This window comes from Thauera linaloolentis 47Lol = DSM 12138 (genome assembly GCF_000310205.1).
GTDB lineage: Bacteria > Pseudomonadota > Gammaproteobacteria > Burkholderiales > Rhodocyclaceae > Thauera > Thauera linaloolentis.
On record NZ_AMXE01000004.1, the window covers coordinates 13023 to 37778 of the forward strand.

Here is a 24756-nt window from a genome sequence, read left to right on the forward strand (position 1 = left end):
GCGTGGGCGAGGGGTGAGCGCGTGTACTGCATCTTTGATGTTTGATATCAGGATGTATCACGCCGTGTCACTCTAGCTCACTGGTTTTGACGGTATCTATGACGGTACGAAGGAGTTCAAGAACCGCTGCGGCCCGCATAGACACTGGATGTGCGGGTCCAGTGAATTATCGAGTGGGAGATCCCGCATCGTCTCAGGGCATCTCAATGCCCAAGTTTCTCCCAAGATTCCTGTTCTGACAATAAGTTAGCAGGTCTTACGATGCCTCACCCGGACCATCATTTCTGACGGTTCTCGCGACGGTATCGTCGAACAGGTCCTCTGAAGATCGTGGTTGATACCGTCAAAGGGGCTGACGGTACGAAGTGCCGATTTCGATTGCCGAGGCGAGACCGCGCCTCGCGCGGGCGGTCCATCCAGCAAGGCGATGGCCCGTCTTGCGCCGTGCTCAGACACCCGGCGGCAGCTTGGCGGCCATCAGGGTTCGCCGGTCGAGTTTGCAGCCGTCGACGATGAACGTCCCATCTCCCACGGCGTGAACGGTCCGGCGCTCCTGGCGTTCCGGGTCGATGTGGGCAGCAACGGCTTCCAGCACGACGATGCCGTGGCGGTCGATGATGTCGGCAACCGTGCATTCGATGTTGGCCAGGCATTCCTTGATGAGTGGCGCCTTGACGGACTTGGCCGCTACCGCCGTCAGGCCGAACCTGGCGAACTTGTCGGTATCGCGCCCAGAACATGTGCCGATGCCCACCACGGTATCCAGCAGGTCCACCGTGGGGATGGCGATCACGCATTCGCGTTGTGCGCTCAGCGCTGCGAACGAATGGTTCCACGCGCCCGTCGTGATCGCGAAGACCGGGGTGAAATCCATGACCATGGTCCACGAGATGGTCATGATGTTCGGCCGATGTCCGTCATGGGTGGTCACCAGCACCACCGGGCCCGGCTCGATCAGCGTGAAGGCCTTGGATAATCCCAGTGCTTGCATGTCGGCACCTCCATCGATGCGGGCAGCGATGCCAGTACGGCCTCGGCAGCCGTTCAAGAACCGTCGGCAGCCCTTGTCCCGCATCTTAACGCCGCCCGAATGCGATGCAGACTGAACAGCGCGGCTGCGCCCCGGGCAGCAGCCTGCCGCCAGAAACGCTGCCATTCATGACGATGCTGCCGCAACTGACAGGCAATGGCCGCCATGGCAGGCGTCGAACGCGCTCGAAGGCGCTGAAGAATCATGCAGATGCGAGGATGGAGCGAAGCGGGAGGGCACGGGCATGCATCTTGATCGGCATGGGGAGCGGCAGGTTGTTGCATGACGCTATGGGCGACAGGCTGGTATTTAGTTTGATGAAATATTAGCATAGTCTTATTATTGAGCGTCATGACTGCGCCGGTGCGGGCTGAACCGTCCTGCCTCTCGATCGAGACAACGACAGAGATACAAACATGCTTCCTGACATCCATACCGACGTGGCCGTGATCGGCGCCGGCACCGCCGGCCTGTACGTGCTGCGCGAAATCCGGCGGGCGCGGCGTTCGTTCGTGCTGATCGACCAGGGCCCCCTAGGCACCACCTGCGCGCGGGTCGGTTGCATGCCGTCCAAGGTCGCGCTGCATGCAGGCGGATTGTGGGCCGCGCGTGCGGACATGGCGCGCATGGGGGTCGGCGGCACCGGGCGGCTGGAACTGGATACCGCCCGGATCTGGGCCGCGCTGCGCGCCCAGCGCGACCAGTTCTCCGGCAGCGCGGCAGACAAGGCACGCAGCGCGGCGGGCGAATTCCTGCTCGAAGGGCGCGCACGCTTCATCGAGCCCACCTTGCTGGCAGTCGACACCGCCAACGGATTGCAGCGCATCCGCGCCACATCGGTCGTCATCGCCACCGGTTCGCGCCCCGTGCGGCCAGCGTGGCTGGACCCGGTGCGCGAGCATGTGGTGAGTACCGATGAACTGTTCGAACTCGACGCGCTGCCGGCGTCGATCGGCATTCTCGGGCTGGGCGCCATCGGCCTGGAAATGGGACTGGCCTTGTCGAGACTGGGCATCGAGGTGGTCGGCGCGGATCTTGCCGACAGCGTCGCCGGCATCGCCGATTCCGCTGTCTCCGAACGGGCCTTGGCCACCTTCTCGCGCCAGATGGCGCTTTGGCTGGGCGTGCCGGTCTCGGTCTCGCGGGGTGGGCGGGGCGTGGTTGTGCGCTCGGGCGAGCGCAGCGCAGAAGTCGATCTGTTGCTCGCCGCCCTGGGCCGCCGTCCGAATACCGATGGCCTCGGCCTGGTGGAGGCGGGGTTTCCGCTCGACCAGCGCGGTGCGCCGGTGTTCGATTCTTCGACACTGCAAATCGGCGACTTGCCGGTCTTCATCGCCGGCGATGCCAATGGCGAACGCCCCTTGATGCACGAAGCGGCGGACGAGGGCGCCATCGCAGGCTACAACGCCTCGCGTCCGGCGCCGATGCGTTTTGCCCGCAAGGTGGCGCTCGGCATCGCCTTTTCCAGCCCGGACGTGGCCGCCGTCGGCGCCAGGTTGTCCCAGCTCGATGCCGATGAAATCGTCATCGGCACGGCATCGGGCGAGGGCAACGGCCGCGCGCGCATCCTCCATGCGCAGGATGGCCTGCTGCGCGTCTATGCGGACCGCCGTGACGGCCGGCTGCTCGGTGCGGCCATGGTGACGGCCGGTGGCGAACATCTGGCGCACCTGCTCGCATGGGCCATCCAGCGCAAGGAGACCGCCCGCGGCCTGCTGGCCTTGCCGTTCTATCACCCGGTGATCGAGGAAATGCTGCAGTCCGCCTTGCAGGACATCGTGCGCCAACTCCCGCAGACCTCCGCCGGGGATGCGATACCGGCCGGTCTTGTGCCTGAATCCGGCGGGCGGGCTGCCTGATGACGGACTTGCACCGAGGCGCCTCCGTTCGTGCTCATCGCAGACTCATCTACTGGCTGGCCTTTGCCGACGGTCTGGCGCTGCTCGCCCTCGTCGCCATTGCGGTGCCTGCCAAACATCTGCTCGACATGCCGGCGGGCGTGAGCGTGCTGGGGCCGGTACATGGCGCGCTGTTCATCTCCCTGGCCCTTGCCAGCCTGACCGCGCTGGCACGCGGCATCCTTCGGCCAGGACTCGCCCTGCTGCTGTTTCTCGGCGCGCTGCTGCCCTTCGGGGCCTTCTTCGCCGATCACCGGCTGAAGAAAGCCTATCCGGAACTCGGCGCGTGAATGGCATCGCCCATCCGGAGCACCGTTTCGCCGAACGCCCTCATCTTTCGTCCACAAGGAGCTGCACCATGAAGAAAGCCCTCGTCGCACTCGCCTTCGCACTCGGTTCCGGCGCCGCGCTCGCCGACAAGCAGGTCGTCACCGTCGTAGTCAACGATGCCAGCACCATGACGCAGGGCATGGCCATGGTCCTCGCCAATCAGATGCAGGAGCAGGGCGCGCAGGTCGACATCCTGTTGTGCGACAAGGCCGGAGACCTGGCACTCAGGAACGCGGCGGGCGAAGCCCTGAAGCCCAACGACGTCACCCCCGCGCAATTGCTCGATGCCGCACTAAAGAAGGGGGCGACGGCCTCGGTTTGCGCACTCTACCTGCCCAACTCCGGAAACAAGCCGGAGGACCTCAAGGAGGGCATCAGGCCGGCCAAGCCCGCCGACATGGGGCGTGCCCTGCTCGAACCGAGCCGCAAGGTCATCGGGTTCTGAGCGGATACGGGCCCCCGCGGCGGCCAGCCCGATCCGGTCCGCAGTGAGTCTCGCGGACCGGCAGATCACTGCATTCAAGCCGGTCGCGGTGCATGACGTCCGCTACCGATCGCGTCGGCCGAGGAGGCCCCGATGACCGTTCCCGCTTCAAGTGTCTCGCCCCTTGCCCACGAAGGGCGGCTGGCGCATTTCCCCGTCGCGCTGTTCTCGACCGTCATGGGCATGGCCGGGCTGGCCATCGCCTGGCTCAAGGCCCACCATGACGGCAGCGTACCGCTGGACATCGGCCTCGCGCTGCGCTGGCTGGCGAGCGGCCTGTACGTATTCCTGCTGGCGATCTACGCTGCCAAGGCGCTGCGCCATCCGGATGCCGTGCGGTCTGACTGGGGCCACCCGGTACGGCTCAATTTCTTTCCCGCCATCTCGATCGGCCTGATCCTGCTCGGCATCGCCTGGGCCCAGGATGCGCCCGGCGCGGCGCGCTGGCTGTGGGGCATCGGCGCCGCAGCCCACCTTACGTTCACACTGCTCGCCATGAGCAGTTGGATCCATCACGCCCATTACGACATCAGGCACGCCAACCCGGCTTGGTTCATTCCTGTGGTGGGCAACATCCTCGTGCCGATCGCAGGCGTACGGTTTGCGCCTTTGGACGTCAGCTGGTTCTTCTTCAGCATCGGCCTGGTGTTCTGGCTGGTGCTGAAGACCATCGTGCTCTATCGCCTGTTCTTCCACGAAGCGTTGCCGGCACGCTTGACACCGACGCTGTTCATCCTGATCGCGCCGCCCGCGGTGGGGTTCATTTCTTATGTGGCGCTGACCGGCCAGCTCGATGCCTTCGCCCGTGTGCTGTACTTCACCGCGCTGTTTCTGACCCTGCTGCTGGCGAGCAATGCCGTGCGTTTCTTCCGCCTGCCTTTCTTCATCTCGGCCTGGGCTTATTCCTTTCCGCTGGCGGCGATGACGATCGCCACCTTCGAGATGAGCGCGCGCAGCGGCTCCGCCTTTTATGCCGGATTGTCCTGGGGGCTGCTGGCGATACTCAGTGCGGTGGTCGCCCTGTTGGCGTTGAAGACCCTCGCGGCGGCGGCCGGACACAGAATCTGCGTGCCCGAATAGGGCGCGACAGGGTACCCGCATTGCACGTTATTTCGATGCGGCCCGGCAGTGCGTGCCCGGCGCCGATGCGTGCCACCACGCTGCCTGGCCGGCGTTGCCCTACAGCAGGGTGGGATTGGGGGCATCCCCATACACGCGTCCGGGATCGAAGGTCTTTTCCGCCTCGGTGAACATCAGCGCCCCCGGTTGAGCCTGTCCGGCGCCGACGGCAACGCGGCGATAGAAGCAGGAGCGGTAGCCCACGTGGCAGCTTGCGCCGGAACCGGCCACGCGCACGCGCAGCCACACCGCGTCCTGGTCGTCGTCGATGCGCAGCTCTTCCACGGCCTGCACCAGGCCGCTCGTCGCGCCCTTGTGCCACAGGACCTGGCGCGAGCGGCTCCAGTAATGGGCCTCGCCGGTCTGGATGGTTTTCTGGAGGGCTTCCCGGTTCATGTAGCCCAGCATCAGCACCTCGCCGCTGGCGGCATCAGTGGTGACGCAGGCGATCAGGCCGCGCTCGTCGAACTTTGGCGCCAACTGGTCGCCTTCTTCCACTTGCTCGATGGACAGGCGCGGGGCGAACAGCGCTTCGCTGGATGGAGAGGTTCGGTTCGTCATGTCGTGGACTCTTGTCAGGGTTCGAGGGAGGGTTCCGGCGGCGTGGCTTCGAGAAACCGCAGCGGCTGGCCTTGCGGGGACGTGCCGGCCAGGGCTTCGTCGCACACGGCGACCTGGCCGCGCACGACGGTGTGGATCGGCCAGCCGCTGACCGTGGTGCCGTCATAGGGCGTCCAGCCGCTGCGGCTGGCGATCCAGTCGTTGCGGATGACACGGCGTGCCCGCAGATCGACGATGCTCAGGTCGGCATCGAAACCCAGCGCGATGCGGCCCTTGCCTTCGATGCCGAAGACGCGCGCCGGGCCGGCGCTGGTGAGGTCCACCAGGCGCTGCAGGCTCAGGCGCCCGGCATGCACGTGGTCGAGCATGATGGGCAGCAGGGTCTGCACGCCGGTCATGCCGCTGGGCGACTGCGGATAGGGTCTGGCCTTCTCTTCCAGCGTGTGCGGGGCGTGGTCGCTGCCGATGACGTCCACCACGCCGTCGCGGATGCCTTGCCACAGCGCCTCCTGGTGGCGCCGTTCGCGCACCGGCGGGTTCATCTGCGCGAGGCTGCCCAGGCGCGCGTAGCAGTCGGGCGCGTGCAGGCTCAGGTGGTGGGGCGTGACTTCCACGCTCACGCGGCGCTTGTGGCCGGCCAGCAAGGCGATTTCCTCGCCGGTGGAAATGTGCAGGAGGTGCAGGCGGCGTCCCGTTTCGCCGGCCAGCCGCAGGATGCGCCGGGTCGCCAGCAGCGCGCTTTCCACGTCGCGCCAGACGGGGTGCTGGCCCACGTCGCCGCTGGCCTCGACGATGGCCTTGCGCGCGCGCAGCCGGGCCTCGTCCTCGGCGTGCACGGCCATGCGCCGGCGGCCGTGGCGCAGGATGCGGCGCAGCACTTCATCGTCGTCGGCCAGCAGGTCGCCGAAGGAACTGCCCATGAAGACCTTGACGCCGGCGCAGCCGGGCAGGTTCTCCAGCGCTTCCAGTTGTTCCGCATTGACGGCCGAGCCGCCGATATAGAAGGCATGGTCGCACCAGGCGCGGCTGCGGGCAGCGTCGAGCTTGGCCTGCAGGTCGGTGGCGCTCAGCGTCAGCGGGTTCGTGTTCGGCATTTCGAACACTGCGGTCACCCCGCCCAGCACCGCGCCACGGGTGCCGGCTTCGAGGTCTTCCTTGTGCGTCAGGCCCGGTTCACGGAAATGCACTTGGCTGTCGATGACACCGGGCAGCACGTGCAGCCCCGCCGCGTCGAGCGTCGTGTCCGCGCGCCAGTTGCTGCGCAGTTCGCCCAGCGCGACGATGCGGCCGGCCAGGCAGGCCACGTCGATGCGTTCCGCGCCGTTGGGGGTGAGCACGGTGCCGCCTTGCACCAGCAGGTCGGCATGGCGGCATGCCAGCCGCCGGGGCAGATCGGGGGTGGTCATGGGTTTGCTGCCGTGGGCACCGGCGTGGGTACTGGGGCCGTTTCCGGCACCAGCCGGCGCAGCAGCGCGGCGTGTTCCGACTGGCGCGCCGCCAGGTCGGGGGCACTGGCCTGCTCGCGCAGCAGGGCCAGCGCTTCGTCCAAGCCAAGCACGTCCAGTTCCTTGCCCTCGCGCGTGCGGATCGCCACGCTGCCGCTGGCGGCCTCCTGGCCGCCGACCACCAGCAGGAAGGGCACGCGCTGCAAGGTCTGTTCGCGGATCTTGTAGCCGATCTTCTCGTTGCGCACGTCGGCCTCGGCGCGCAGGCCGGCGCCGCGCAGCAGCCGCGCCACATCCCCGGCATAGGCGGCGTGCGCTCCGGTGATCGACAGCACCATGGCCTGCACCGGCGCCAGCCAGGCGGGCAGCCTGCCGGCGTGGTGCTCGATCAGGATGCCGGTGAAGCGCTCCAGCGAGCCGAACAGCGCACGGTGCAGCATGACCGGGCGCTTGCGCTGGCCGTCTTCATCGACGTAGTCGATACCGAAGCGCTCGGGCAAATTCATGTCCACCTGCAGGGTGCCGCACTGCCAGTCGCGGCCGATGGCGTCGCGCAGCACGAATTCCAGTTTGGGTCCGTAGAACGCGCCTTCGCCGGGGTTGAGCCGGTAGGCCAGCCCCATGCCGTCGAGTGCGTGGATCAGCGCGCCTTCGAGCAGATCCCAGGTGGCGTCGTCGCCCATGCGGTTGCCGGGCCGGGTGGACAGCTTGATGCGCACGTCCTCGAAGCCGAACTGGCGGTAGATGTCCAGCACCAGCGCCACGATGGCGCGGCATTCGGCGTCCATCTGCGCCGGCGTGCAGTAGATGTGTGCATCGTCCTGGGTGAAGTGGCGCACGCGCAGCAGGCCGTGCAGCGCGCCCGAGGGTTCGTAGCGATGCACCTTGCCGAACTCGCCCATGCGGATGGGCAGGTCGCGGTAGCTCTTCAGGCCATGGCGGTACAGCAGCACGCTGCCCGGGCAGTTCATCGGCTTGAGGGCCAGCGCGCGGCCGTCCTCGGTCTCGGTGGTGAACATGTGCTCGCGGTAGTTGTGCCAGTGGCCGGAGATTTCCCACAGGCTGCGGTCCATCACGTCCGGCGAATTCACCTCCACGTAGCCGGCATCCTGCTGGCGGCGGCGCATGTAGGCGATCAGTTCCTGGAACACCGCCCAGCCGCGCGGATGCCAGAACACCGCGCCCGGTGCGTCCTCCTGGAAGTGGAACAGATCCAGCTCGCGCCCCAGCCGGCGGTGGTCGCGCTGCTCGGCCTCCTCGATGCGCTTCAGATAGGCATCCAGGTCCTGCTTGTTGGCCCAGGCGGTGCCGTAGATGCGCTGCAACTGCGCGTTCCTGGCGTCGCCGCGCCAATAGGCGCCGGACAGCTTGGTCAGCTTGAAGTGCTTCAGGAAGCGCGTGTTGGGCACGTGCGGGCCGCGGCACATGTCCACGTACTCCTCGTGGAAGTACAGGCCCAAGTGCTGCTCGTCCGGCATGTCCTCGATCAGGCGCAGCTTGTAGTCCTCGCCGCGCTCCTTGAAGACGGCGATGACTTCATCGCGCGGGGCGATCTTCTTGACGACGTCGTAGTCCCTGGCGATCAGCTCGCGCATGCGCTGCTCGATGGCCGCCAGGTCCTCGGGGGTGAAGGGGCGCTCGAAAGCGATGTCGTAGTAGAAGCCTTCGTCGATCACCGGGCCGATCACCATCCGCGCGCCCGGGTAGAGCTGCTTGACCGCGTGGCCGACCAGGTGGGCACAGGAATGGCGGATGATCTCCAGCCCTTCCGCATCCTTGGGCGTGATGATCTGCAGCGCCGCATCCCGGTCGATCGGGTCGCAGGCATCCACAAGGCGGCCATCCACCTTGCCGGCCACGGTGTTCCTGGCCAGGCCGGGGCCGATGGCGGCGGCAACGGCGGCGGCGCTGACGGGCGGGTCGAAACGGCGCTGCGAACCATCGGGCAGGGTGAGGGTGACGGCGCGGTCGGAAGCGAGGGTGGGCATGGTTCAGAACTCGTTCTGGATGATCTTGTAGCCGCGCACCAGTTGGTTGTTGGTGCGGGCCACGTCTTCGGAGAATTCGCTGGCGTCGACCGACACCTTGGGCAGGGTCGCCAGGTCTGTGGAGCGTCCGATGCGCACGGTCGATGGCACGTGGAAACCGGCCGGCAGATGACAGCCGTCCACTACAGCGTTGAAGCGCACCACGCAGCCGTCTTCGACGACGCAGTCGAACAGCACGCTGTTGAAGCCGATGAACACGCCGTGGCCGACCGTGCAGGGGCCGTGGACGATGGCGCGGTGGGCGATGGAGGTGCGTTCGCCGATGCTCACCGCCGCGCCCGACTTGGAGTGGATGACCACGCCGTCTTGGATGTTGGAGTGCGCGCCGATCACGATCGGCGCCAGATCGCCGTCGGCATCGACTTCGTCGGCGCGGATCACCGCGTAGGGGCCGATGAAGACGTTCTCCTCGACGATGACCTTGCCACACAGGATGGCGGTGGGATCGACGAAGGCGCTGGGATGGATCTGCGGCAGGTCGCCGCGCGGGTTCTTGCGGATCATGAAGTGCTATTCCGTGGGTTTTGAGCGGGCCATGCGTAGGTGCCGTCTCGATGGCGTACTGCGGGGCGGTTGGATGAAAGCGGCAGCGCGGAGCGGGGCAGCGGGCCGATGAACGACCGGTGGCCCCGGACCGACAAGGTCGCCGCCCGAATGAGTCAGTGCCTCATACCGGCGTCTCTTCGGCCAGGGCCCAGGTACTGCCCTGCGGCGTGTCCCGGAGCAGGACGCCGGCCTCGGCCAGCTGGCCGCGCAGCGCATCGGCGCGTGCGAAGTCGCGCTGCCGGCGGGCCTGCTCGCGCTCGGCTACCCGCGCCTCGACCCAGGCCGCGTCGAGCGGCATTGCGGCCTGCGCTGGAGCAGGTGTGTGCAAGGCCGCCAGCGCCGTTTCCGGGGACTGCTCCAACAGCCCGAGCAGGCGGGCGGAGGCCAGCAGCCGGGCCTTGATCTGCGCCCGTTCGGCATCGGCGCCGGCGCCGGCCAGTTCTGCCAGCAGCACGTGGAGACGGGCCAGTGCGCCGGGGACGTTGAGGTCGTTGCCCAGGGCGCCCAGCACTTCGTCGTCGGGCGCGGCGTCGGGCAGGGCAAGGTGCTCGGCCTTCTCCAGGCCACGGTAGAAGCGCGCTAGGGTCAGCCGCGCGGCGGCCAGGCGCTGCGCGCTCCAGTCCAGCGGATGGCGGTAGTGCGCGGACAGCAGCGCCAGGCGGATCGCCTCGCCCGGCGCCTGGTGCAGCAGGTCGCGCACCAGCAGCACATTGCCCAGCGACTTGGACATCTTCTGCCCGTCCACGGTGACGAAGCTGTTGTGCACCCAGGTGCGGCAGTACGGCGCGCCGTGGGCGCAGGTGCCCTGGGCGATTTCGTTTTCGTGGTGGGGGAAGATCAGGTCCTGGCCGCCGCCGTGGATGTCGATGGTGTGGCCCAGGTGGCGGCCGATCATCGCCGAGCACTCGATGTGCCAGCCGGGGCGGCCGCGCCCCCAGGGGCTGTCCCAGCCGGGCAGGTCGGGCGTGGAGGGCTTCCACAGCACGAAGTCCATCGGATCGCGCTTGTAGGGCGCGACTTCCACCCGGGCGCCGGCGATCATGTCTTCGGTGCGCCGCCCGGACAGGCGCCCGTAGTCGGGCCAGGACGGCACGTGGAACAACGCGTGGCCCTGCGCCACATAGGCGTGGCCGCGCGCCACCAACGCTTCGATCAGCGCGATGATCTCAGCGATGTGCCCGGTGACGCGCGGCTCCAGGTCGGGCGCCAGCACGCCCAGGGCGTTCATGTCGGCGTGGTAGGCGTCGATGTAGCGCGCGGTGAGGGTGCCGATGGTCACCCCTTCGGCGGCTGCGGCGGCGTTGATCTTGTCGTCCACGTCGGTGAAATTGCGGGCGTAGACCACCTGCGGGTAGTGGTGCCGCAGCAGGCGTGCGAGCACGTCGAACACCACCGCCGGCCGGGCGTTGCCGATGTGGGCGTAGTTGTAGACCGTGGGGCCGCAGACGTACATCGTTACCCGGTCGGGCTGTCCGGTGCGAAGCGCTTCCTTGCGGCGCGTCAGGGTGTTGTGGAGGCGGACGGCGGAACTCATGCCGCATGCTCCTCGGGCTGCGGCGGCACTTGCCGGAATGCGCGGAAGGTGGCCTCGATGAGCTCGCGCCCGACGTCGCGGGTGATGAACACCAGGCGCGAGCGGCGATCCTCGCCAGGCCAGGCGGGCAGCGGCACCGGCGGATGGAAGATGTGTTGTACGCCGTGGATGACGAGCGGTGCATCCTGCCCCTCGATGTTGAGGATGCCCTTGACGCGCAGGATGTTGCTGCCGACGAAGGCCATCAACACGTCCAGCCAGGTGGCCAGCGTGTCCTCGGCGATCGGTTCGTCCACCGTGAAGCAGAAGGCGCGGATATGGTCGTCGTGGCGGTTCACGTCGCCGTGCTCGCGCTGCCCATGCGTGTAGCGATGGCGGCCGTGACTGGCAGGGCTGTACCGATCGGGGGCACGGGGGCGGAACCGCGATTCCGCATAGGCTTCTTCCTTGAGCCAGCGCTCCACGTCCGGCACCTTGCCCGCAGTGGAGAACACCCCGAGGTCCAGCACCTTTCCGGGTGCAAGCGCCCCATTGCGCACGGTCCAGCGCGGCGCGGCGGGGTTGATGCCATCGAGCCGATGCGCAAGCGCGGCGCGCTGCTCGTCGGTGGCCAGATCGGCCTTGGTCAGCAGCAGGACGTCCGCCATGGCCGCCTGTTTGATGGCTTCCACGTGCTGGTCCAGGGTGTTCGTCCCCGTCGCCAGGTCGATGGTCGCGACGATGCCGTCGAGCCGGTAGCGCGCTGCGATCTGCGGGTGCGTCATCAAGGTGTGCAGGATCGGCGCCGGATCGGCCAGCCCCGTGGTCTCGATCAGAACGCGGCGGAACTGGCGCTCACCGTTGCGCGAAAACCGCCAGGTGATGTCGCGCAGCGTCTGTACCAGATCGCCGCGGATGGTGCAGCACAAGCAGCCGCTGCTCATTTCCACGACCAGGCTCTCGGTGCTGTGGGCGACGAGCAGGTGGTCCAGTGCCATTTCGCCGAACTCGTTGATGATGACCAGCGCGTCGGCCAGCTCGGGCTGCTGCACCAGGTGGTTGAGCACGGTCGTCTTGCCGCTGCCCAGAAAGCCGGTCAGCAGGGTGACGGGAATCGGCAGGGGGTCTTCGGTCATGATGAGACACCTTCTTGCTCCGCCGCCGGGTAGGCAGCGGCTTCGTGGAGAGGCAGGCTTTCCGGGCGCCGGACATGACCTTGGGAATGGGCGGAGCCGCCGTTCGGCGCGGCTGGGGGACGGCGCTTCCGTCCGGTTTGCGACATGGGATGCATGGCGTACTCAGGGCCAATCGGGAAACGGGTTGTGCCAGGCTGCCCAGGACTCCGGCCCGCGGGCCATTTCCGTGTCGGTCAGCAGACAAAGATCGAAGCACTCGCGCAGCATGGCTTCATCCATGTCGATGCCGATCAGCACGAGTTCCTGGCGCGCGTCGCCGACCTCGTCGTCCCAATTCGCGCGGATCGCGGCGACGGACTCCGGGTCCTGCGGCCAGCGCTCCGGCGGCACGGCGGCCCACCAGTAGCCGGCCACGCCATGCCGGGCCACCGCGCCGGCCTGCGACCAGGAGCCGGCCAGCATCGGATGGCTGGCCAGCCAGAAGAAGCCCTTGGAGCGCACCACGCCTGGCCATTCGGTTTCCACCAGGTCGAAGAAACGCTGCGGATGAAACGGCCTGCGCGCGCGGTACACGAAGCTGCGGATGCCGTATTCCTCGGTCTCGGGCGTGTGCGTGCCGCGCAGCTCCTGCAGCCAGCCCGGCGCCCGCGAGGCTTCCTCGAAATCGAACAGGCCCGCGTCCAGCACGCGCTCCAGCGGCACCTTGCCGAACTCGGCGATCTCGATGCGCGCGCGCGGGTTGAGGCTGCGCATGATCGCGGTGAGTTGCTCGCGTTGTTCCGCGCTGATCAGATCGGTCTTGTTGAGCACGATCACGTCACAGAACTCGATCTGGCCGATCAGGAGGTCGACCACCGTGCGCTGGTCCTCATCGCCCAGCGATTCGCCGCGCGACCGGATGCTGTCGCGCGAACCGTAGTCGCGCAGGAAGTTGTAGGCATCGACCACCGTGACCATGGTGTCCAGCCGCGCGACCTCGCCCAGGCTGCGCCCGTCCTCGCCTTCGAAGGTGAAGGTCTCGGCCACCGGCAGTGGCTCGGAGATTCCCGTGGACTCGATGACGAGCTGATCGAAGCGGCCGTCCCTGGCAAGGCGGTCGACCTCGATCAGCAGATCCTCGCGCAGGGTGCAGCAGATACAGCCGTTGCTCATCTCGACGAGCTTCTCGTCGGTGCGGGACAGCTCGGCGCCGCCGTCGCGCACCAGGGCCGCGTCGATGTTGACCTCGGACATGTCGTTGACGATCACCGCCACGCGGCGGCCTTCCCGGTTGTTCAGGATATGGTTCAACAAGGTGGTCTTGCCGGCGCCGAGGAAGCCGGAGAGTACGGTCACGGGCAGTTTTTTCTGCGGTAAAGAAACTTGGTCTGCGTTCATTGCTGGTCGTCTTTCGTTATAACGGTGGTGGTGTCGGTACGCCCCGATGCGGTGCACGCCGGGCATTTGCGATGCGGATCGATGACCGGGCGGCGGGTTCGCAAGCGGCATGGCTGAGGCCGCGCGGCCAGCACGCATCGCTGGTTGGCCGTGGGTTTTTCGGGATTGCGCATGGAGATGGGGGCAATCCTGCTGTTTCATGATTGTTATGTTATAACATAACAATCAAAGGGCTTCAAAGAAGCTTCAAGAGTTCTCCCGCCAGGCTGGGGTTCGCCCGCCGGTCAGGGCGGGATACGGATGGCCCGCAGGCAAGTCGAGGAGTGCGGCATGGCAGTGCGGCCGCTCCGGCACTTCAGTCGCCTGGCGTCAGGCTTCGAGACAGATGGAGCGCGGGATGATGGTCGAGCCTTTCGGCGCGGTCGACCGCTGCTGCTGGATGTTCTTCTCGTGACGCGCCCCGAGGCCCTGCGCCAGCCGCACATCCGTGCCTTCATGGATGTTCTCCGCGACCAGAGGTGCAATCCTGCGTAGCCGCGCGCGATCGGTAATTCGGGCAGGGACGCGGGGCGGGGCACTCAGCGGCGCCGCCACCGGAGGAAGTGCCAGCCCTTGAACAGGCCTCGCTTGCTGAGGGGCTCGAACACCGCATCCGGCCCCTCGGGGTCGAGAATCTCGTTGTCGGCGAACCATTCTTCCGCGCTGCCGAGTTCGGGGAGCTTGTAGCGGACGAGGCTGCGCCCCGGACCGCGCAAGTGCTCGATGGCTGCGATCATGGACCGCCGCTGCCGGTACTCGTCGGCGACGTCTTCGGCATCGACTCCCAGATGCTCGGCGATGAGATCGTCGCGGACCAGGGCGATCTTTTTCCGTGTCTCGGCTGAATCGGGGCCGTCGGCGGCGAGAATCACATCGCATTCGGTGTCGAAGCGCAAGGAACGGTTGTTGAAATTCGACGAGCCGACGCGGAGGCAGACGTCGTCCACGACCATGACCTTGGCGTGGACGTAGATGTCCGCTCCGGCGCGGGTCCGGGGGTGATAGATGCGCAAGCGCCCGTGGCGGTCGATGCGTTGAAGCGCTTCGACGAGGCGCGCCCTGGCCGAATCCATCGCCAGGGGTTCGAGCCAGCCCTCGGCCGAGACCGGGTTGACGACGACGATCTCCGGCCCGTCGTCTTCCGAGAGGCGCTGAGCAATGGCGCGCGCGATCCTGCGTGAGGCGAAGTACTGGCTTTCGGCATAGACCAGCCGCTTCGCCCGCCCGATCAGATCCAGGTACATCTGTTCGATTTCGTGAATCGGCTCGGCGCCGTCGATTTCGGGCCGGGTGCGTGCGATGCCGAGCCTGACGTCGCGGAAGCTGGGAGCCAGCCCCGCGGGCCAGCAATCGTGCGCGTCCTCGACCGGCGCGAGGCGCTCTCCCGTTGCCGCAAGCCAGCGGTCGCGCGCCAGATCGCCGATCGCGCGGGCGGCGGCGGCGTCGAAGGCGCTGGTGGCGTCGTGCCAGGGTTCGTAAGGCGTGCCGTCCGGATCGACGCGCGCGGGAGCCTCGTCCTCGTGCGCCCGCTGGTCCCAGCGGCCCATGGTCATGTCGATGCCGCCGCAGAACGCGAGGCAGTCGTCGATGGCCACGATCTTCTGGTGGTGCGAGCCGGCAAAGGGATGGGCGCCATCGAGCTTCAGGGTGATGCGGGGGTGCATCTTCCAGCGCAGGATCGTCAGCAGTGTCCGCCCCCGGAAAAGCGCCTTGAAAGCGCCGGTGTCCCAGCGCAGCAGCCGGATCTCCAGTTCCGGCGAGCGCCTGGCCAGCCACAGGACGAAATCTCCGAGCTTCGCGGGGCCTTCGTCGTCACTCTCGCCGAGGCTGATGCGGGCATCGAAATCCCATCCGACGAGAAAGATGCTCTTGCGGGCCGCGAGCATCGCCTCGCGGGCTACGACGAAATAATCGGCCGCATCGACGATGAAGGCGAAGCGGTCCGCCTTTTCGACCCGCCAGCAGTTCTCGCCCAGGCGGAACAGGTTTGCGTCGTTCTTCTCGTTCATGGCAGCCCCCGATGTCGAACGCGGCAGATGGCCGCCGGGTGCCGGCCCGGCCGTTCCCGCCACGTACTACCATGAACGCGCGCCTCCCGCTATGTCGAACGACCCATCTGAAGGATACCGTTGCACTGTTCATGCCCGCGCAGATCGAGCAAGGCTTCCAGCAGGAAGAACGTGGCGCAGGACGATTCGACTTTTTCCTCGCCACCGGAGCCCGCATGGTAAAGGTGCCCGACGAAGCGTCCTGTTTCGGCGATATCGTCGGCAAGCAGGAGCGAGGAAATCTGTGAACGGGATTGCTGCAGCAGCCAGGGCTGGTCCGGCAGCAGGCGATACAGTTTCAGCATCGCAACGGCGGCAATGGCTTGTGCGGAGGGGTCGTGCGATGCACGCGACGATGTCCCGTCTTCCGCGCCTTCTCCCCAATGCTGCATCCAATGGATGCAAGCCTGAAGTGCCGCATCCCGGTAGCACAGGCCGTACAAGCGGACGGCTTCGGCCATGCCCAGCATGGCCCAGGCCTGGCCGCGCGGCCAGGCGCCGGCTTCATCCGCCAAGATTATGCCGTTGGCTTCCAGTATTGCATTGGCTCGCCAGGCGCCATGCTCCGTGGCCAGATAGCGCAGGCAGGTCTGTAAATGGAGGTGCGCCTTCGTAAGTCCCTCGGTGCCGCCATAGTCGTGCAGCAATGCCAGCGTTGGCGCCAGTGCATCGACATTGACCAGGCGTGCGCCCGGCTCTCCGGCCCCCATGCCCGGCCCGACCGTACATGCCGCCAGCGACGGATCGAAATCTCCGGCAATCGCGTGTGCGGCCTGGACCGCGAGTCGTCGGGCGGCATCGTTGCCGCAAACGTGGTACCCGACGGCAGCGCCGTACCAGAAGACGAAACTGCGGTTGATCGAGGGTTCGGGCAACGATGACGCGAGCCGTGTGGACCAGATGCGCGCCGTCTCGAGGTCGTGCGTCCTGCCGTAGCGGGCCGCGCGCAGCCACCACAGCCCGGCCCAGAACCCACCGAGCCACGAGCCGCGCCTGGATGAGGTCCATTCTGCGGCAGCCGCGGGCCGGAACAGGGGAAAGCGGTCGCCGCATTGTTCGGCAATGCCGTCCAGGCTTCCGAAAAGCGCATCGATGGAATCGGGGGTGGAAACCTTCCTAGCGTTCATGAGCGTGTTCCGGCGCGCCAGTGCGCAGATGCCATAGCAGCAGGCATAGAACGCCGCCTGCCAGCAGAATGATGATGAGCCCCAGCCAGGCGGCGGCAAAGCCTTCCGTGTGTGCGAGCAGCCAGCCGAACGCGGGCGGGCCAAGGGCGAAACCGCCGAAAAAGCCTGCCGATAACATGCCGGCCGACGTGGCGGCGCCGCCGAATCGCTGGTCGCGCAGCAGCATGCTCATGGCGATCGCGTTGCTGGCGACGACCGTCAGCCCCATTCCGATCACCCCCAGCCATAACAGCCAGTGCTGTTGGGGACTGGCCTGGCGCAGGGCCGCCAGTGCCAGGCCGGCGAGCACGAACAGGGCTCCCAGCAGCACGCTTTCGTCCCGCAGCCTGGTGCCGAGTGGTGTCAGCAGTACCCGCGACAGGATTCCCATGGCGCCGAAGCAGGCGACCATGGCGCCGATGGTTGCTGCCGGCACGCCCAACTGGTCGGCGTAGACACCGAGGAAGGTCATGAATGAAGACAGCGCCAGGCCTGCGCAAAGCTGGATGGCCATGAGCATCGACAGCCATATGCTGGGTGCATGAACGGACAGTGGGGGAGGGCGCATCGTTGTCGCCCTGGCAGGCACCCAGCGAGCCACCAGTGCGGCCATCAACAGTGCCACCGGAACCCAGGCGGCCAGGGCGCCGCGCCAGCCCCACAGCAGGACGAGGGGCGGGAGTGCCACGCCCGCCAACAGCGCGGATGCCTGCACTCCCGACTGCTTGAGGCCGACCACGCCGGCTTTGCGGGCAGCGGGCACGCCGTGGGCGATGGCCTGGTTGGTGGCAGGGTTCGCCAGCGACTGCGCGATGCCGCAGAACAGCAGGGCCGCCACCAAGCCACCGAACCCTGGCAGGACGGCCATCAGCGAGAACGACAATCCGACCAGCAGGAACAGGCCCACGAGCCCCGCGCGCGTCCCCGTCCGCTGTACCAGGGATCCAGCCCAGGGCGACAACAGCGCGGCGACTCCGAAGGTGCTGGCGGTAAGCCACCCCAGTTGCTCGCGGAGGATTTCCAGATCGGAGATCAGGCGTGGGCCGATGATGCCGATGGCGTAGAAAATCATCATCGGCATGCCCATCGCCATCACCAGCAGCCCGGAAAGCCCTGCCATTGAGCGGGGGAGTGATGGTTCTCCGCTCATTCGGCAGCCCTGGAAAGCCGCCTGGATGGGTACCTGGGATCGAATGCGGTGTCGGGTGTCGTCGCGTCCAGCAACTGCCGGCCGATGGTGCTGATCAGCGCATCGTCAGCGCCATCCAGGATGTGAGTGGTCCTGGCATTTCGGTAGATGCCCGCCAGCGGCATCCAGTCGCTCAGGCCCTCGGCGCCCATGATCTGGATGGCACTGTCCGAAGCTTCGCTTACGGCATCGGATGCGGCCAGCTTCGCCAGATTGACCTCGATGCTGTTGCCGATGCCGGTGTCGAACTTGTGCGCTGCATCCAGCACCAGGCTCCGAGCGGTGGCGATGGCGCGGTATACCCGGTAAATCCGCGCACGCACGAGCTGCTTGCCGGCCAGCCGTGCCAGTTGTCCCTTCGGCGAATGAACGCGCCCGCACATCAGCTCGAAGCAGCGTTGTGCCTGCCCCAGCCAGTGGGCGGAGCGCAGCAGCCTGCCCAGGCCCAGGCGTTCCTGCATCAGGGCGATGCCCTGGCCGGGCTGGCCGAGAACATGGTCGTAAGGTACCTGCACGCCCTTGAAGGCCAGTTCGGCCTGGCCCTGCCAGCGCCCCAGCAGCGATAGGGGACGCAGAACCTCGAAACCGGGCGCACCGGTCGGGACCACGATCATGGAAAGGGCCTGCGCCACCGGGCCCTCGCCGGTGCGTGCCACCACGGTTGCGAAATCCGCAAGCTGGGAACGGCAGATGAACCACTTGCGGCCATCGATGTGCCAGTTGCCGTCCCCCAATTCGGCCCGGCAGTTCATCGTCGCCGGAATTGAACCAATACTGTCTGGCTCCGACATCGCATAGCTGGAAACGGCATTGCCTTGTACCAGCGGCAGGAAGAAACGAGCTCTGATGGAGGGGCCGGCATGGCGCTCGAGCATGTAGGCATCCAGCGTCGCATCGGCTCCCAGGATGCCTGGCGCGTATTCCGAGCGTCCTTCCTGCTCCGCCACCTCGATGTAGTCGGTCAGGCTGGCCAGGCGTCCGCCATACCTGAGCGGATAGAAGTTGCCGAATACGGACGCATCCCTGGCCTGTTGCGACAAGGCACGTGTCAATGCCCTCGCCGCGCTGTCCTCGGCAGCGAGGAGGGGCTCGGCAGGCAGGATGAATTCATCGACGAAGCGGCGGACGCGCTGCGCCAATTCGCTTGCGGGGGATGCCGATGGGGGCGTTTCGCTCATGACATGTTCTCCAGTGTGTCGCCTTCCGGCGGTCGTGCCTTCGGTTACTGGCGCCAGGTCAGCCGTACGCCGAGCTCGCGCGGCGGGCTATAGACGGTGACGAATCCGTTCTGGTACCCCACGGCGTCGTAGCGCTGGTTGCCGGCATTGTGTGCGTAGGCTGAAATCTCCCAATCGCCCCGCCGGTACCCTGCGCTCAGGTGGAGCTGGCCATAGCCGTTGCGCTTGTAGTGGTTGGCAGCGTCCAGATAGACCTTGCTGCTGCCCACCAGGCTGGCTTGCACGTACCAATCCTGAGGAGCGTCGTAGCGGATGCCGACATGGCCGTTCAGATCCGGCGCGAATGGATTGCGCTTGCCGCGATAGTCGGCACTGCCATCGACAAAACGGTCGAAGCGGGTGCGGTTCCAGGCCAGTCCGCCCTTGAACTGCCAGCCGCCGCCCAGCAGGTAGTCCACGTCGAGTTCGATTCCGCTGGATGTCGCCGTCGCTGCACTGGTGATGTACATCATGCCCACGGTGGGCATCTGCATGACCTGCATGTCATCAATGTCCATCAAGTAGGCGGACAACGAATAGCGCATGCGCAGGCCGAAGAGCCGGCCCTTGAGCCCTGTTTCGTAGGACCAGTTCTTTTCGGCGTCATACGGCAGGTAGCCCATCATCGGCGCCAGCACGTTGAAGCCGCCCGTGCGCACCCCTTGGCCGATGCTGGCGTACCACTGGTGTTCCGGCCCGGTCTGATACTGGATCGCCAGCTTGGGCGACACGTGCGTCCAGCCCTTTTTCTGCTCCTCCAGGTCTCGAGGACGCAGTCGCAGTTCATTGCGCTCGATTCGCGCGCCTGCCGACACCGACCAGCGGTCGGCCAGCGGCAGGTTCCAGTGTGTGAACAGCGTCGCTGTCCGGCTCTCCTGCCGGGCGCGCATGTCCGACATCCCCATCATCGTCTTGCTGATACTGCGCAGGTCGTTGTCGCTGCCATCGCCATAGATGCCAACCAGCCAGTCTGCCCGGCCGAGCTTTCCTTCCAGCCGGAACTCCTGGGACAGGCTGCGCAGATGGTGGTCGCGCCCGACATGCAGGACGTCCAGGGGCATGAAATCCGTGTCCTGCTGGATCCGGTCCCTGAAATCGTTCCAGGCGGTGATCGAATGCAGGCGCAGGCCGGTGCTGAGATCATGCCTCGCGGTCAACGACAGGATCTGTCCCCTGGAGCGGTTCCAGCCCGGAGTTCCCGAGGCCACGCTGGCACGCGCAGCGGCGGGAGCTCCCCAGAGCGATGCGCCATCGTTGTAGCGCTGGTGGGCGTAGCGCAACACGAGATCGGTGGCGGAACCAGGCGTCCAGCGCAGGCCTAGGTTCAGGTTGAGCCGCTCGCGTTCATCTTCCCCGCGACCGGTGTGGCGGTTATCGATGAAGCCTTCCTGTTCCGACCAGCTCGCTGACACGCTGGCGTACACGGTGTCCGGTACGATGGGGCGGCCGAGTGCAAGGCGGACGGCGCGCTTGTCGCGATTGCCGGCTTCGCCGGAAATGCTGGTGCGTGGCTCGCCGTCCAGCGGCAGGCTATGGATCGCGATTACGCCCGCCTCAGCGTTGCGGCCGTACAGGGTCGACTGCGGCCCCCGCATGACTTCGATGCGATCCACGTCGAGCAGGCCATTCTCGAACCCCTGAGCCGTCAGCGTGGGAACGCCATCGACCAGAAGCAGGGTAGCGGTGGAAAAAGTGTTGAAATTGGCCGTCAGCCCGCGCATCACGGGCGAATTCATGCCCGCCTGCCCGAAAGGCTGGAAGGAGAGGCCGGGTATGCGTCCTTCCAGTTGTTGCAGGCCGGTGGTGGCCGACTGTTCGATCTCCCAGCCATCCACCACGGCCACGCTGGCAGGGACTTCTTCCAGCGTCCGCTCGATCTTCTCCGCGGTGACGGTGATGCTGGGCAGCGCCTGCATCCCTTCCGCCGTGCTTCGCTCGCCCGATGCCTGCGCCCATGCGGCCTGGGGCAGGGCGGGCAGCAACGCCAGGACGGCGATCGGGGCGAAATAGAACGGAAAGTACTTGCACGCAGCCCCTATGCGCGCGATGAAGGCTGACACGGCCCTAAGGCGTGATGCACTCATGATCCAGCCCCTGCTATGCCAGCGCCACGGCGTCGGCACCGGCTGCCTCGACCTCGCTGCCAAGCGCCTTCTTGTCGATCTTGCCGGCGGGCGTCAGCGGCAGGTGGCGGTAGAAGCGCAGGTATTCAGGCAGCTTGTTCACTTCCAGGCCCTTGGCGCGCAGGAAGTCGGTGATCTCCTTGAGGGAGAATTTCCGGGCACCCTCGCGCAAGGTGACGCACAGGCATACCCGCTGTCCGAGATCGGCGTCGGGAACCGGTACGCAGGCCACGGTGACCACGTCCGGATGTGCCATCACCAGTCCTTCGATCTGGACCGGGCTGATGTTGGCGCCGCCACGGATGATGATGTCCTTCTTGCGCCCCGCGAGCACCAGATGGCCGTTGCTGTCGATGAAGCCGAGATCGCCTGTCTTCACCCAGCCCTGGGGGTCGCGGTAAAGCGCATCCAGCTCGGGCGCGTTGACGTACTGCATCGGACTTAGCGGTCCGCGCGCGGTGATCTCGCCGATCTCGCCCTGCGGCACTTCGCGGCCATCCTCGTTGACCAGGCGGATCGCGCAGACCGCAGGGTTCGGCTTGCCCACGCTGTTCAGCACGACCTCGATGGGGTCGTCTAGGGTGTTGTGGCAGTTCACGCCATCGGCAGACCCGTAGAGGCTGATGAAGCCGCAGCCGAAAGCCTCGCAGCACTTGCGCACTGTGGCCTCGTCGATCACCGAGCCGCCGACGATGAGGCCGCGCAGGCTTGATTTGTCGATATGCGCCAGCGCGGGCTCGGCGGCAATGCGCTGCAGCATCGTCGGCACGCCGAGAATGAAGCTGGGCCGGAACGCCGCGATGGCTCTGATAGCTTCAGCTACATCGAACTTGGGCAGTACCACCAGCGAGCCGCCCAGCCAGCATAGGACGCCGAAGGTAGCGGTGGAACCGAAGGACGATCCCAGCGGGATCAGGTACATGCCGCGGAACGTTTCGCCAGCCGGCGTGACGCGCTGCAAGAAGCGCCCACGCCCTCCCACCAGCGCATTGTGCGAATAGGCAACCAGCTTGGGCTCGGACTCCGTGCCCGAAGAAACCAGCAGGCGCACCGGGGAATCCGGGCACACCTCGGGCAGGCTGTCGCCATCCAGCGGCTCGGCGTTCATCAGCGCATCGAGCGTTACCCAGCCATCGCGCGGCTTGCCCTGGACGATCAGTAGGCGCATGGACAGCAAGGTGGGACGCAGCGACTCGATGACCTCGCACAGATCGATGCCCGCGTATTCTTCGGGAACGATTACCGCTCGTGCATCGCAGCGGCGCACCAGAGACTGGATGTCGAGCTTGCCGCGGCCCGGCGGAAAGGGGGCCACGACGGCACCGAGCGCTGCCACGGCCAGATCGATGGCGCAGCACAGCCAATGATTGGCCAACTGGTAGGCCACCACGTCGCCCGTGACGATACCCGAATCCCGCAGGCTTCGCGCCAGGCGCAGGGCTGCGTCGAACAACTGGCCATAGCTCACGCTGCCCTGAGGCGACAGCACGGCCTCCTTGTCGGGATGTACTCTGGCTTTGGCGGCAAACAGCGTGAACACGGGCTGGTTGGGATAGGTGCCGTCCTGTGCCCAGCGTTTGCGTTCCTCGGCGGGAACCAGATCGATGATGCCGGCGTTGTTCATGAGAAGCTCCAAGGGGATTTGACAAACGAATAGGCTCTGTGGCCCAGGCACTCGGCAATGCGGGGATCGGCGGCAAGATCGCGAAGGTCTTCGGTGACCACGCAGGCTCCGATGCCGCGTGCGCTCAGCAGCACCTCCCATTCGGCTGCCGCCAGCGCGTGGAACTGCTCCGGCAGCGAGGCCGGGCATGCTGCGCCGGCCAACTGCTCGAGCAGCGTCGCCAACGACCTGGACTGCTCGGGACGCTGGCAGTCGATGGCGATCAGGCCGGATCGGGTGGAGTACACCCCGGACAAGGTGCCAGCCGGAGGGGGCGCATTGCCGCGTATCAGAAGGTCGGCCGCGCCCAGCAAGGAACTTTCGACGTGGACGCCAGTGCCTGTGAGTGAGCGCCTGAGCAGGGCCGCGGTCACGCCCAGCGTCGCCAATACGCCGCCCAGCACGTCGAGCACCGTAAACAGTGATCCGCCAGACGTGCCCGAGGCCGTGGCGATCGCATCGGCGACGCCCGACCAGGCCTGAACCGTGAAGTCGGTGCCCGGTGCCGTGACAGGGGCGCTCCCCCAGCCGCCGGCGTAGGCATAGACCAGTTGCGGCCGAACGGCATGCAGGTGTTCGGCATCGAGCATCAGGGCCTGCGCCTTGCCGGGCGCCCAATTGTGCAGAAACACATCGGACTCACGGACCAGCTCATGGATTAGTTGCCGGCCCTCAGGCGATTTGATGTCTACTTCCTGGATGCGCTTGAGATGGTTCAAGGCATCAAAACGCACCGAGCAACCGTCGGCGCATGGGGGCATGGCGCGCAGCGGATCGCCGCCCGGTGGCTCGAGGCGGATGACCTCGGCGCCCAGCAGCGCCAGCAGATGCCCTGCCAGCGGACCCTGTATGCGCCGGCACGATTCGATGACGCGCAGTCCCTGCAGGGGCAGGTGCGTCGGGGCAGACGCCGTCCACGGCCTGCCGGGCGCAAAAGCGGGTTCGCTGAATGCCCAGGGCTGGCCCTGCCCACGCTGGTAGTCTACGTCTTGCCGGCGCTGCGCCACCGTGCGTACCGGCACCACCGCCACGCCGGCTTGCTCGGCCAGTACCTGGATGCGCTCATAGGGCAAATGCGCCAGTGCCTCGATGCACTCGGCAGGCAGTGGGGACATCGCCCTGGCGTAGCGCAGTAGGAACGCGCGCCAGGCCGTGCCGGCCACGTCCGGCTTGATGCCGACGCTTTCCCAGAAGCATCGCCATGGCCCGCTGTCGAGCGTTTCCAGCTCGAAAACGGCGCCATCGGCAGAGCGGAAGGGCGGCCGCAGGCATGCATTGGCACGGCCCGGCAAGAAATGCTCACGTTCTTCCCGTGCCGTAGCACCGGCCAGATACTGGCCGATGCCGAGCAGCCCGCAGCCCAGCGGAGAGACACCCACCTGCTGGAACGTGCCGCCACGGAGCTGGCCGATGGCAGCAGCCAGCGTGGCCTGCAAAGCCATGGCGCCGGTCAGCGTGGCAAGGTAGCCCACCCCGAGGGGCTGCGCCCGGCCGCTGGCCCGGCCATGCACCGACATGATGCCGCTGGCGGCCTGCAGCAAAGGTTCGGAAAAGTCCGCAAGCGGTATCCAACTGGCCGGAGAGACATAATGGCCCTGGATCGGCGAAAGGGCGGGATGCGCCAGCGCGAATGCGGCGCTGTCCATGCCTACCGGCAGAGAATGCCCCGGCTGCTGGATGCCCAGCAGGTGGGCCTGTTCGGCAAAGGATGCGTGCATGGCGCCCCACGCCGGAAACGGCGTGGTCTGTGCATGCAAGAGGGAAAACTGATTCAGCAGGGGCGGCATATCGAAACCCGCAGGCAAAGCGTTGTGCGTGCCCCAT

At 66.6% G+C, this 24756-nt stretch carries 19 protein-coding genes; 4 read left to right on the plus strand and 15 right to left on the minus strand.

Going from position 1 to position 24756, the window contains the following annotated elements:
• Nucleotides 1-448: 448 nt before the first annotated feature.
• Nucleotides 449-1156, minus strand: a complete 708-nt coding sequence (locus C666_RS02130; protein WP_245603925.1) for a flavin reductase family protein — start codon at nucleotides 1154-1156, stop codon at nucleotides 449-451.
• A 290-nt stretch (nucleotides 1157-1446) separates the two neighbouring features.
• Between C666_RS02130 and C666_RS02135 the strand changes: the two genes are divergently transcribed.
• From C666_RS02135 to C666_RS02150, 4 genes are all read left to right on the plus strand, one after another.
• A complete protein-coding gene (locus C666_RS02135) occupies nucleotides 1447-2889 on the plus strand; it encodes a dihydrolipoyl dehydrogenase (RefSeq protein ID WP_004333170.1) in 1443 nt (480 codons plus the stop codon).
• The gene (locus C666_RS02140) at nucleotides 2889-3218 is read left to right on the plus strand and encodes a DUF3817 domain-containing protein (protein ID WP_004333172.1); all 330 of its coding nucleotides are present in this window, start codon (nucleotides 2889-2891) and stop codon (nucleotides 3216-3218) included. The genes C666_RS02135 and C666_RS02140 overlap by 1 nt, the downstream gene beginning before the upstream one ends.
• A gap of 68 nt (nucleotides 3219-3286) precedes the next feature.
• Nucleotides 3287-3703 (plus strand): DsrE family protein, encoded by a 417-nt coding sequence (locus tag C666_RS02145; RefSeq protein ID WP_004333174.1) that lies wholly within the window; start codon nucleotides 3287-3289, stop codon nucleotides 3701-3703.
• Between the two features lie 132 nt (nucleotides 3704-3835).
• Entirely contained in the window at nucleotides 3836-4822 is a 987-nt protein-coding gene (locus C666_RS02150; protein ID WP_004333177.1) for an SLAC1 anion channel family protein, read from the plus strand.
• Between the two features lie 99 nt (nucleotides 4823-4921).
• Here C666_RS02150 and hisI read toward each other — a convergent pair whose 3' ends face one another.
• From hisI to C666_RS02220, 14 genes are all read right to left on the minus strand, one after another.
• Complete coding sequence (hisI, locus tag C666_RS02155) at nucleotides 4922-5422, minus strand: phosphoribosyl-AMP cyclohydrolase (protein WP_004333178.1); 501 nt, start codon at nucleotides 5420-5422, stop codon at nucleotides 4922-4924.
• 14 nt (nucleotides 5423-5436) lie between these two features.
• Nucleotides 5437-6828 carry a dihydroorotase gene (locus C666_RS02160; protein WP_004333181.1) on the minus strand — a complete coding sequence of 464 codons (1392 nt, stop codon included), beginning with the start codon at nucleotides 6826-6828 and terminating at the stop codon, nucleotides 5437-5439.
• Nucleotides 6825-8855, minus strand: coding sequence for a threonine--tRNA ligase (thrS, locus tag C666_RS02165; protein ID WP_004333183.1), 2031 nt, complete (start codon nucleotides 8853-8855; stop codon nucleotides 6825-6827). The genes C666_RS02160 and thrS overlap by 4 nt, the downstream gene beginning before the upstream one ends.
• Before the next feature lie 3 nt (nucleotides 8856-8858).
• A complete protein-coding gene (locus C666_RS02170) occupies nucleotides 8859-9419 on the minus strand; it encodes a gamma carbonic anhydrase family protein (protein WP_004333184.1) in 561 nt (186 codons plus the stop codon).
• Between the two features lie 163 nt (nucleotides 9420-9582).
• Nucleotides 9583-10995: a cysteine--tRNA ligase gene (gene cysS, locus C666_RS02175; RefSeq protein WP_004333186.1), complete on the minus strand. Its 1413-nt coding sequence runs from the start codon at nucleotides 10993-10995 to the stop codon at nucleotides 9583-9585.
• Nucleotides 10992-12110: a CobW family GTP-binding protein gene (locus tag C666_RS02180; RefSeq protein ID WP_004333188.1), complete on the minus strand. Its 1119-nt coding sequence runs from the start codon at nucleotides 12108-12110 to the stop codon at nucleotides 10992-10994. Before C666_RS02180 ends, cysS begins: the two co-directional genes overlap by 4 nt.
• Nucleotides 12111-12272: 162 nt before the next feature.
• Nucleotides 12273-13445 carry a zinc metallochaperone GTPase ZigA gene (zigA, locus tag C666_RS02185; protein WP_004333190.1) on the minus strand — a complete coding sequence of 391 codons (1173 nt, stop codon included), beginning with the start codon at nucleotides 13443-13445 and terminating at the stop codon, nucleotides 12273-12275.
• 411 nt (nucleotides 13446-13856) lie between these two features.
• On the minus strand, nucleotides 13857-14081 hold the full coding sequence (locus tag C666_RS20300) for a hypothetical protein (protein ID WP_038000682.1): 225 nt from the start codon (nucleotides 14079-14081) through the stop codon (nucleotides 13857-13859).
• Nucleotides 14066-15535: a phospholipase D-like domain-containing protein gene (locus C666_RS02190; RefSeq protein ID WP_004333192.1), complete on the minus strand. Its 1470-nt coding sequence runs from the start codon at nucleotides 15533-15535 to the stop codon at nucleotides 14066-14068. The genes C666_RS20300 and C666_RS02190 overlap by 16 nt, the downstream gene beginning before the upstream one ends.
• 1155 nt (nucleotides 15536-16690) lie before the next feature.
• The gene (locus tag C666_RS02200) at nucleotides 16691-17827 is read right to left on the minus strand and encodes an MFS transporter (RefSeq protein ID WP_211206701.1); all 1137 of its coding nucleotides are present in this window, start codon (nucleotides 17825-17827) and stop codon (nucleotides 16691-16693) included.
• A 59-nt stretch (nucleotides 17828-17886) separates the two neighbouring features.
• Complete coding sequence (locus C666_RS02205) at nucleotides 17887-19107, minus strand: acyl-CoA dehydrogenase family protein (protein WP_004333197.1); 1221 nt, start codon at nucleotides 19105-19107, stop codon at nucleotides 17887-17889.
• Nucleotides 19108-19151: 44 nt separating this feature from the next.
• Nucleotides 19152-21269, minus strand: a complete 2118-nt coding sequence (locus C666_RS02210) for a TonB-dependent receptor (RefSeq protein WP_211206702.1) — start codon at nucleotides 21267-21269, stop codon at nucleotides 19152-19154.
• Nucleotides 21244-22893, minus strand: coding sequence for an AMP-binding protein (locus tag C666_RS02215; protein WP_004333202.1), 1650 nt, complete (start codon nucleotides 22891-22893; stop codon nucleotides 21244-21246). The genes C666_RS02210 and C666_RS02215 overlap by 26 nt, the downstream gene beginning before the upstream one ends.
• The gene (locus C666_RS02220) at nucleotides 22890-24719 is read right to left on the minus strand and encodes a CoA transferase (RefSeq protein ID WP_004333204.1); all 1830 of its coding nucleotides are present in this window, start codon (nucleotides 24717-24719) and stop codon (nucleotides 22890-22892) included. Before C666_RS02220 ends, C666_RS02215 begins: the two co-directional genes overlap by 4 nt.
• Nucleotides 24720-24756 lie beyond the last annotated feature (37 nt).

Bases quoted from the DNA above. Each gene is read 5' to 3' on its own strand.
- C666_RS02130 (WP_245603925.1), bottom strand. From the start codon at position 1,156: ATGGCAGCGTTTCTGGCGGCAGGCTGCTGCCCGGGGCGCAGCCGCGCT.
- C666_RS02135 (WP_004333170.1), top strand. From the start codon at position 1,447: ATGCTTCCTGACATCCATACCGACGTGGCCGTGATCGGCGCCGGCACC.
- C666_RS02140 (WP_004333172.1), top strand. From the start codon at position 2,889: ATGACGGACTTGCACCGAGGCGCCTCCGTTCGTGCTCATCGCAGACTC.
- C666_RS02145 (WP_004333174.1), top strand. From the start codon at position 3,287: ATGAAGAAAGCCCTCGTCGCACTCGCCTTCGCACTCGGTTCCGGCGCC.
- C666_RS02150 (WP_004333177.1), top strand. From the start codon at position 3,836: ATGACCGTTCCCGCTTCAAGTGTCTCGCCCCTTGCCCACGAAGGGCGG.
- hisI (WP_004333178.1), bottom strand. From the start codon at position 5,422: ATGACGAACCGAACCTCTCCATCCAGCGAAGCGCTGTTCGCCCCGCGC.
- C666_RS02160 (WP_004333181.1), bottom strand. From the start codon at position 6,828: ATGACCACCCCCGATCTGCCCCGGCGGCTGGCATGCCGCCATGCCGAC.
- thrS (WP_004333183.1), bottom strand. From the start codon at position 8,855: ATGCCCACCCTCGCTTCCGACCGCGCCGTCACCCTCACCCTGCCCGAT.
- C666_RS02170 (WP_004333184.1), bottom strand. From the start codon at position 9,419: ATGATCCGCAAGAACCCGCGCGGCGACCTGCCGCAGATCCATCCCAGC.
- cysS (WP_004333186.1), bottom strand. From the start codon at position 10,995: ATGAGTTCCGCCGTCCGCCTCCACAACACCCTGACGCGCCGCAAGGAA.
- C666_RS02180 (WP_004333188.1), bottom strand. From the start codon at position 12,110: ATGACCGAAGACCCCCTGCCGATTCCCGTCACCCTGCTGACCGGCTTT.
- C666_RS02190 (WP_004333192.1), bottom strand. From the start codon at position 15,535: ATGAACGAGAAGAACGACGCAAACCTGTTCCGCCTGGGCGAGAACTGC.
- C666_RS02200 (WP_211206701.1), bottom strand. From the start codon at position 17,827: ATGGGCATGCCGATGATGATTTTCTACGCCATCGGCATCATCGGCCCA.
- C666_RS02205 (WP_004333197.1), bottom strand. From the start codon at position 19,107: ATGAGCGAAACGCCCCCATCGGCATCCCCCGCAAGCGAATTGGCGCAG.
- C666_RS02215 (WP_004333202.1), bottom strand. From the start codon at position 22,893: ATGAACAACGCCGGCATCATCGATCTGGTTCCCGCCGAGGAACGCAAA.
- C666_RS02220 (WP_004333204.1), bottom strand. From the start codon at position 24,719: ATGCCGCCCCTGCTGAATCAGTTTTCCCTCTTGCATGCACAGACCACG.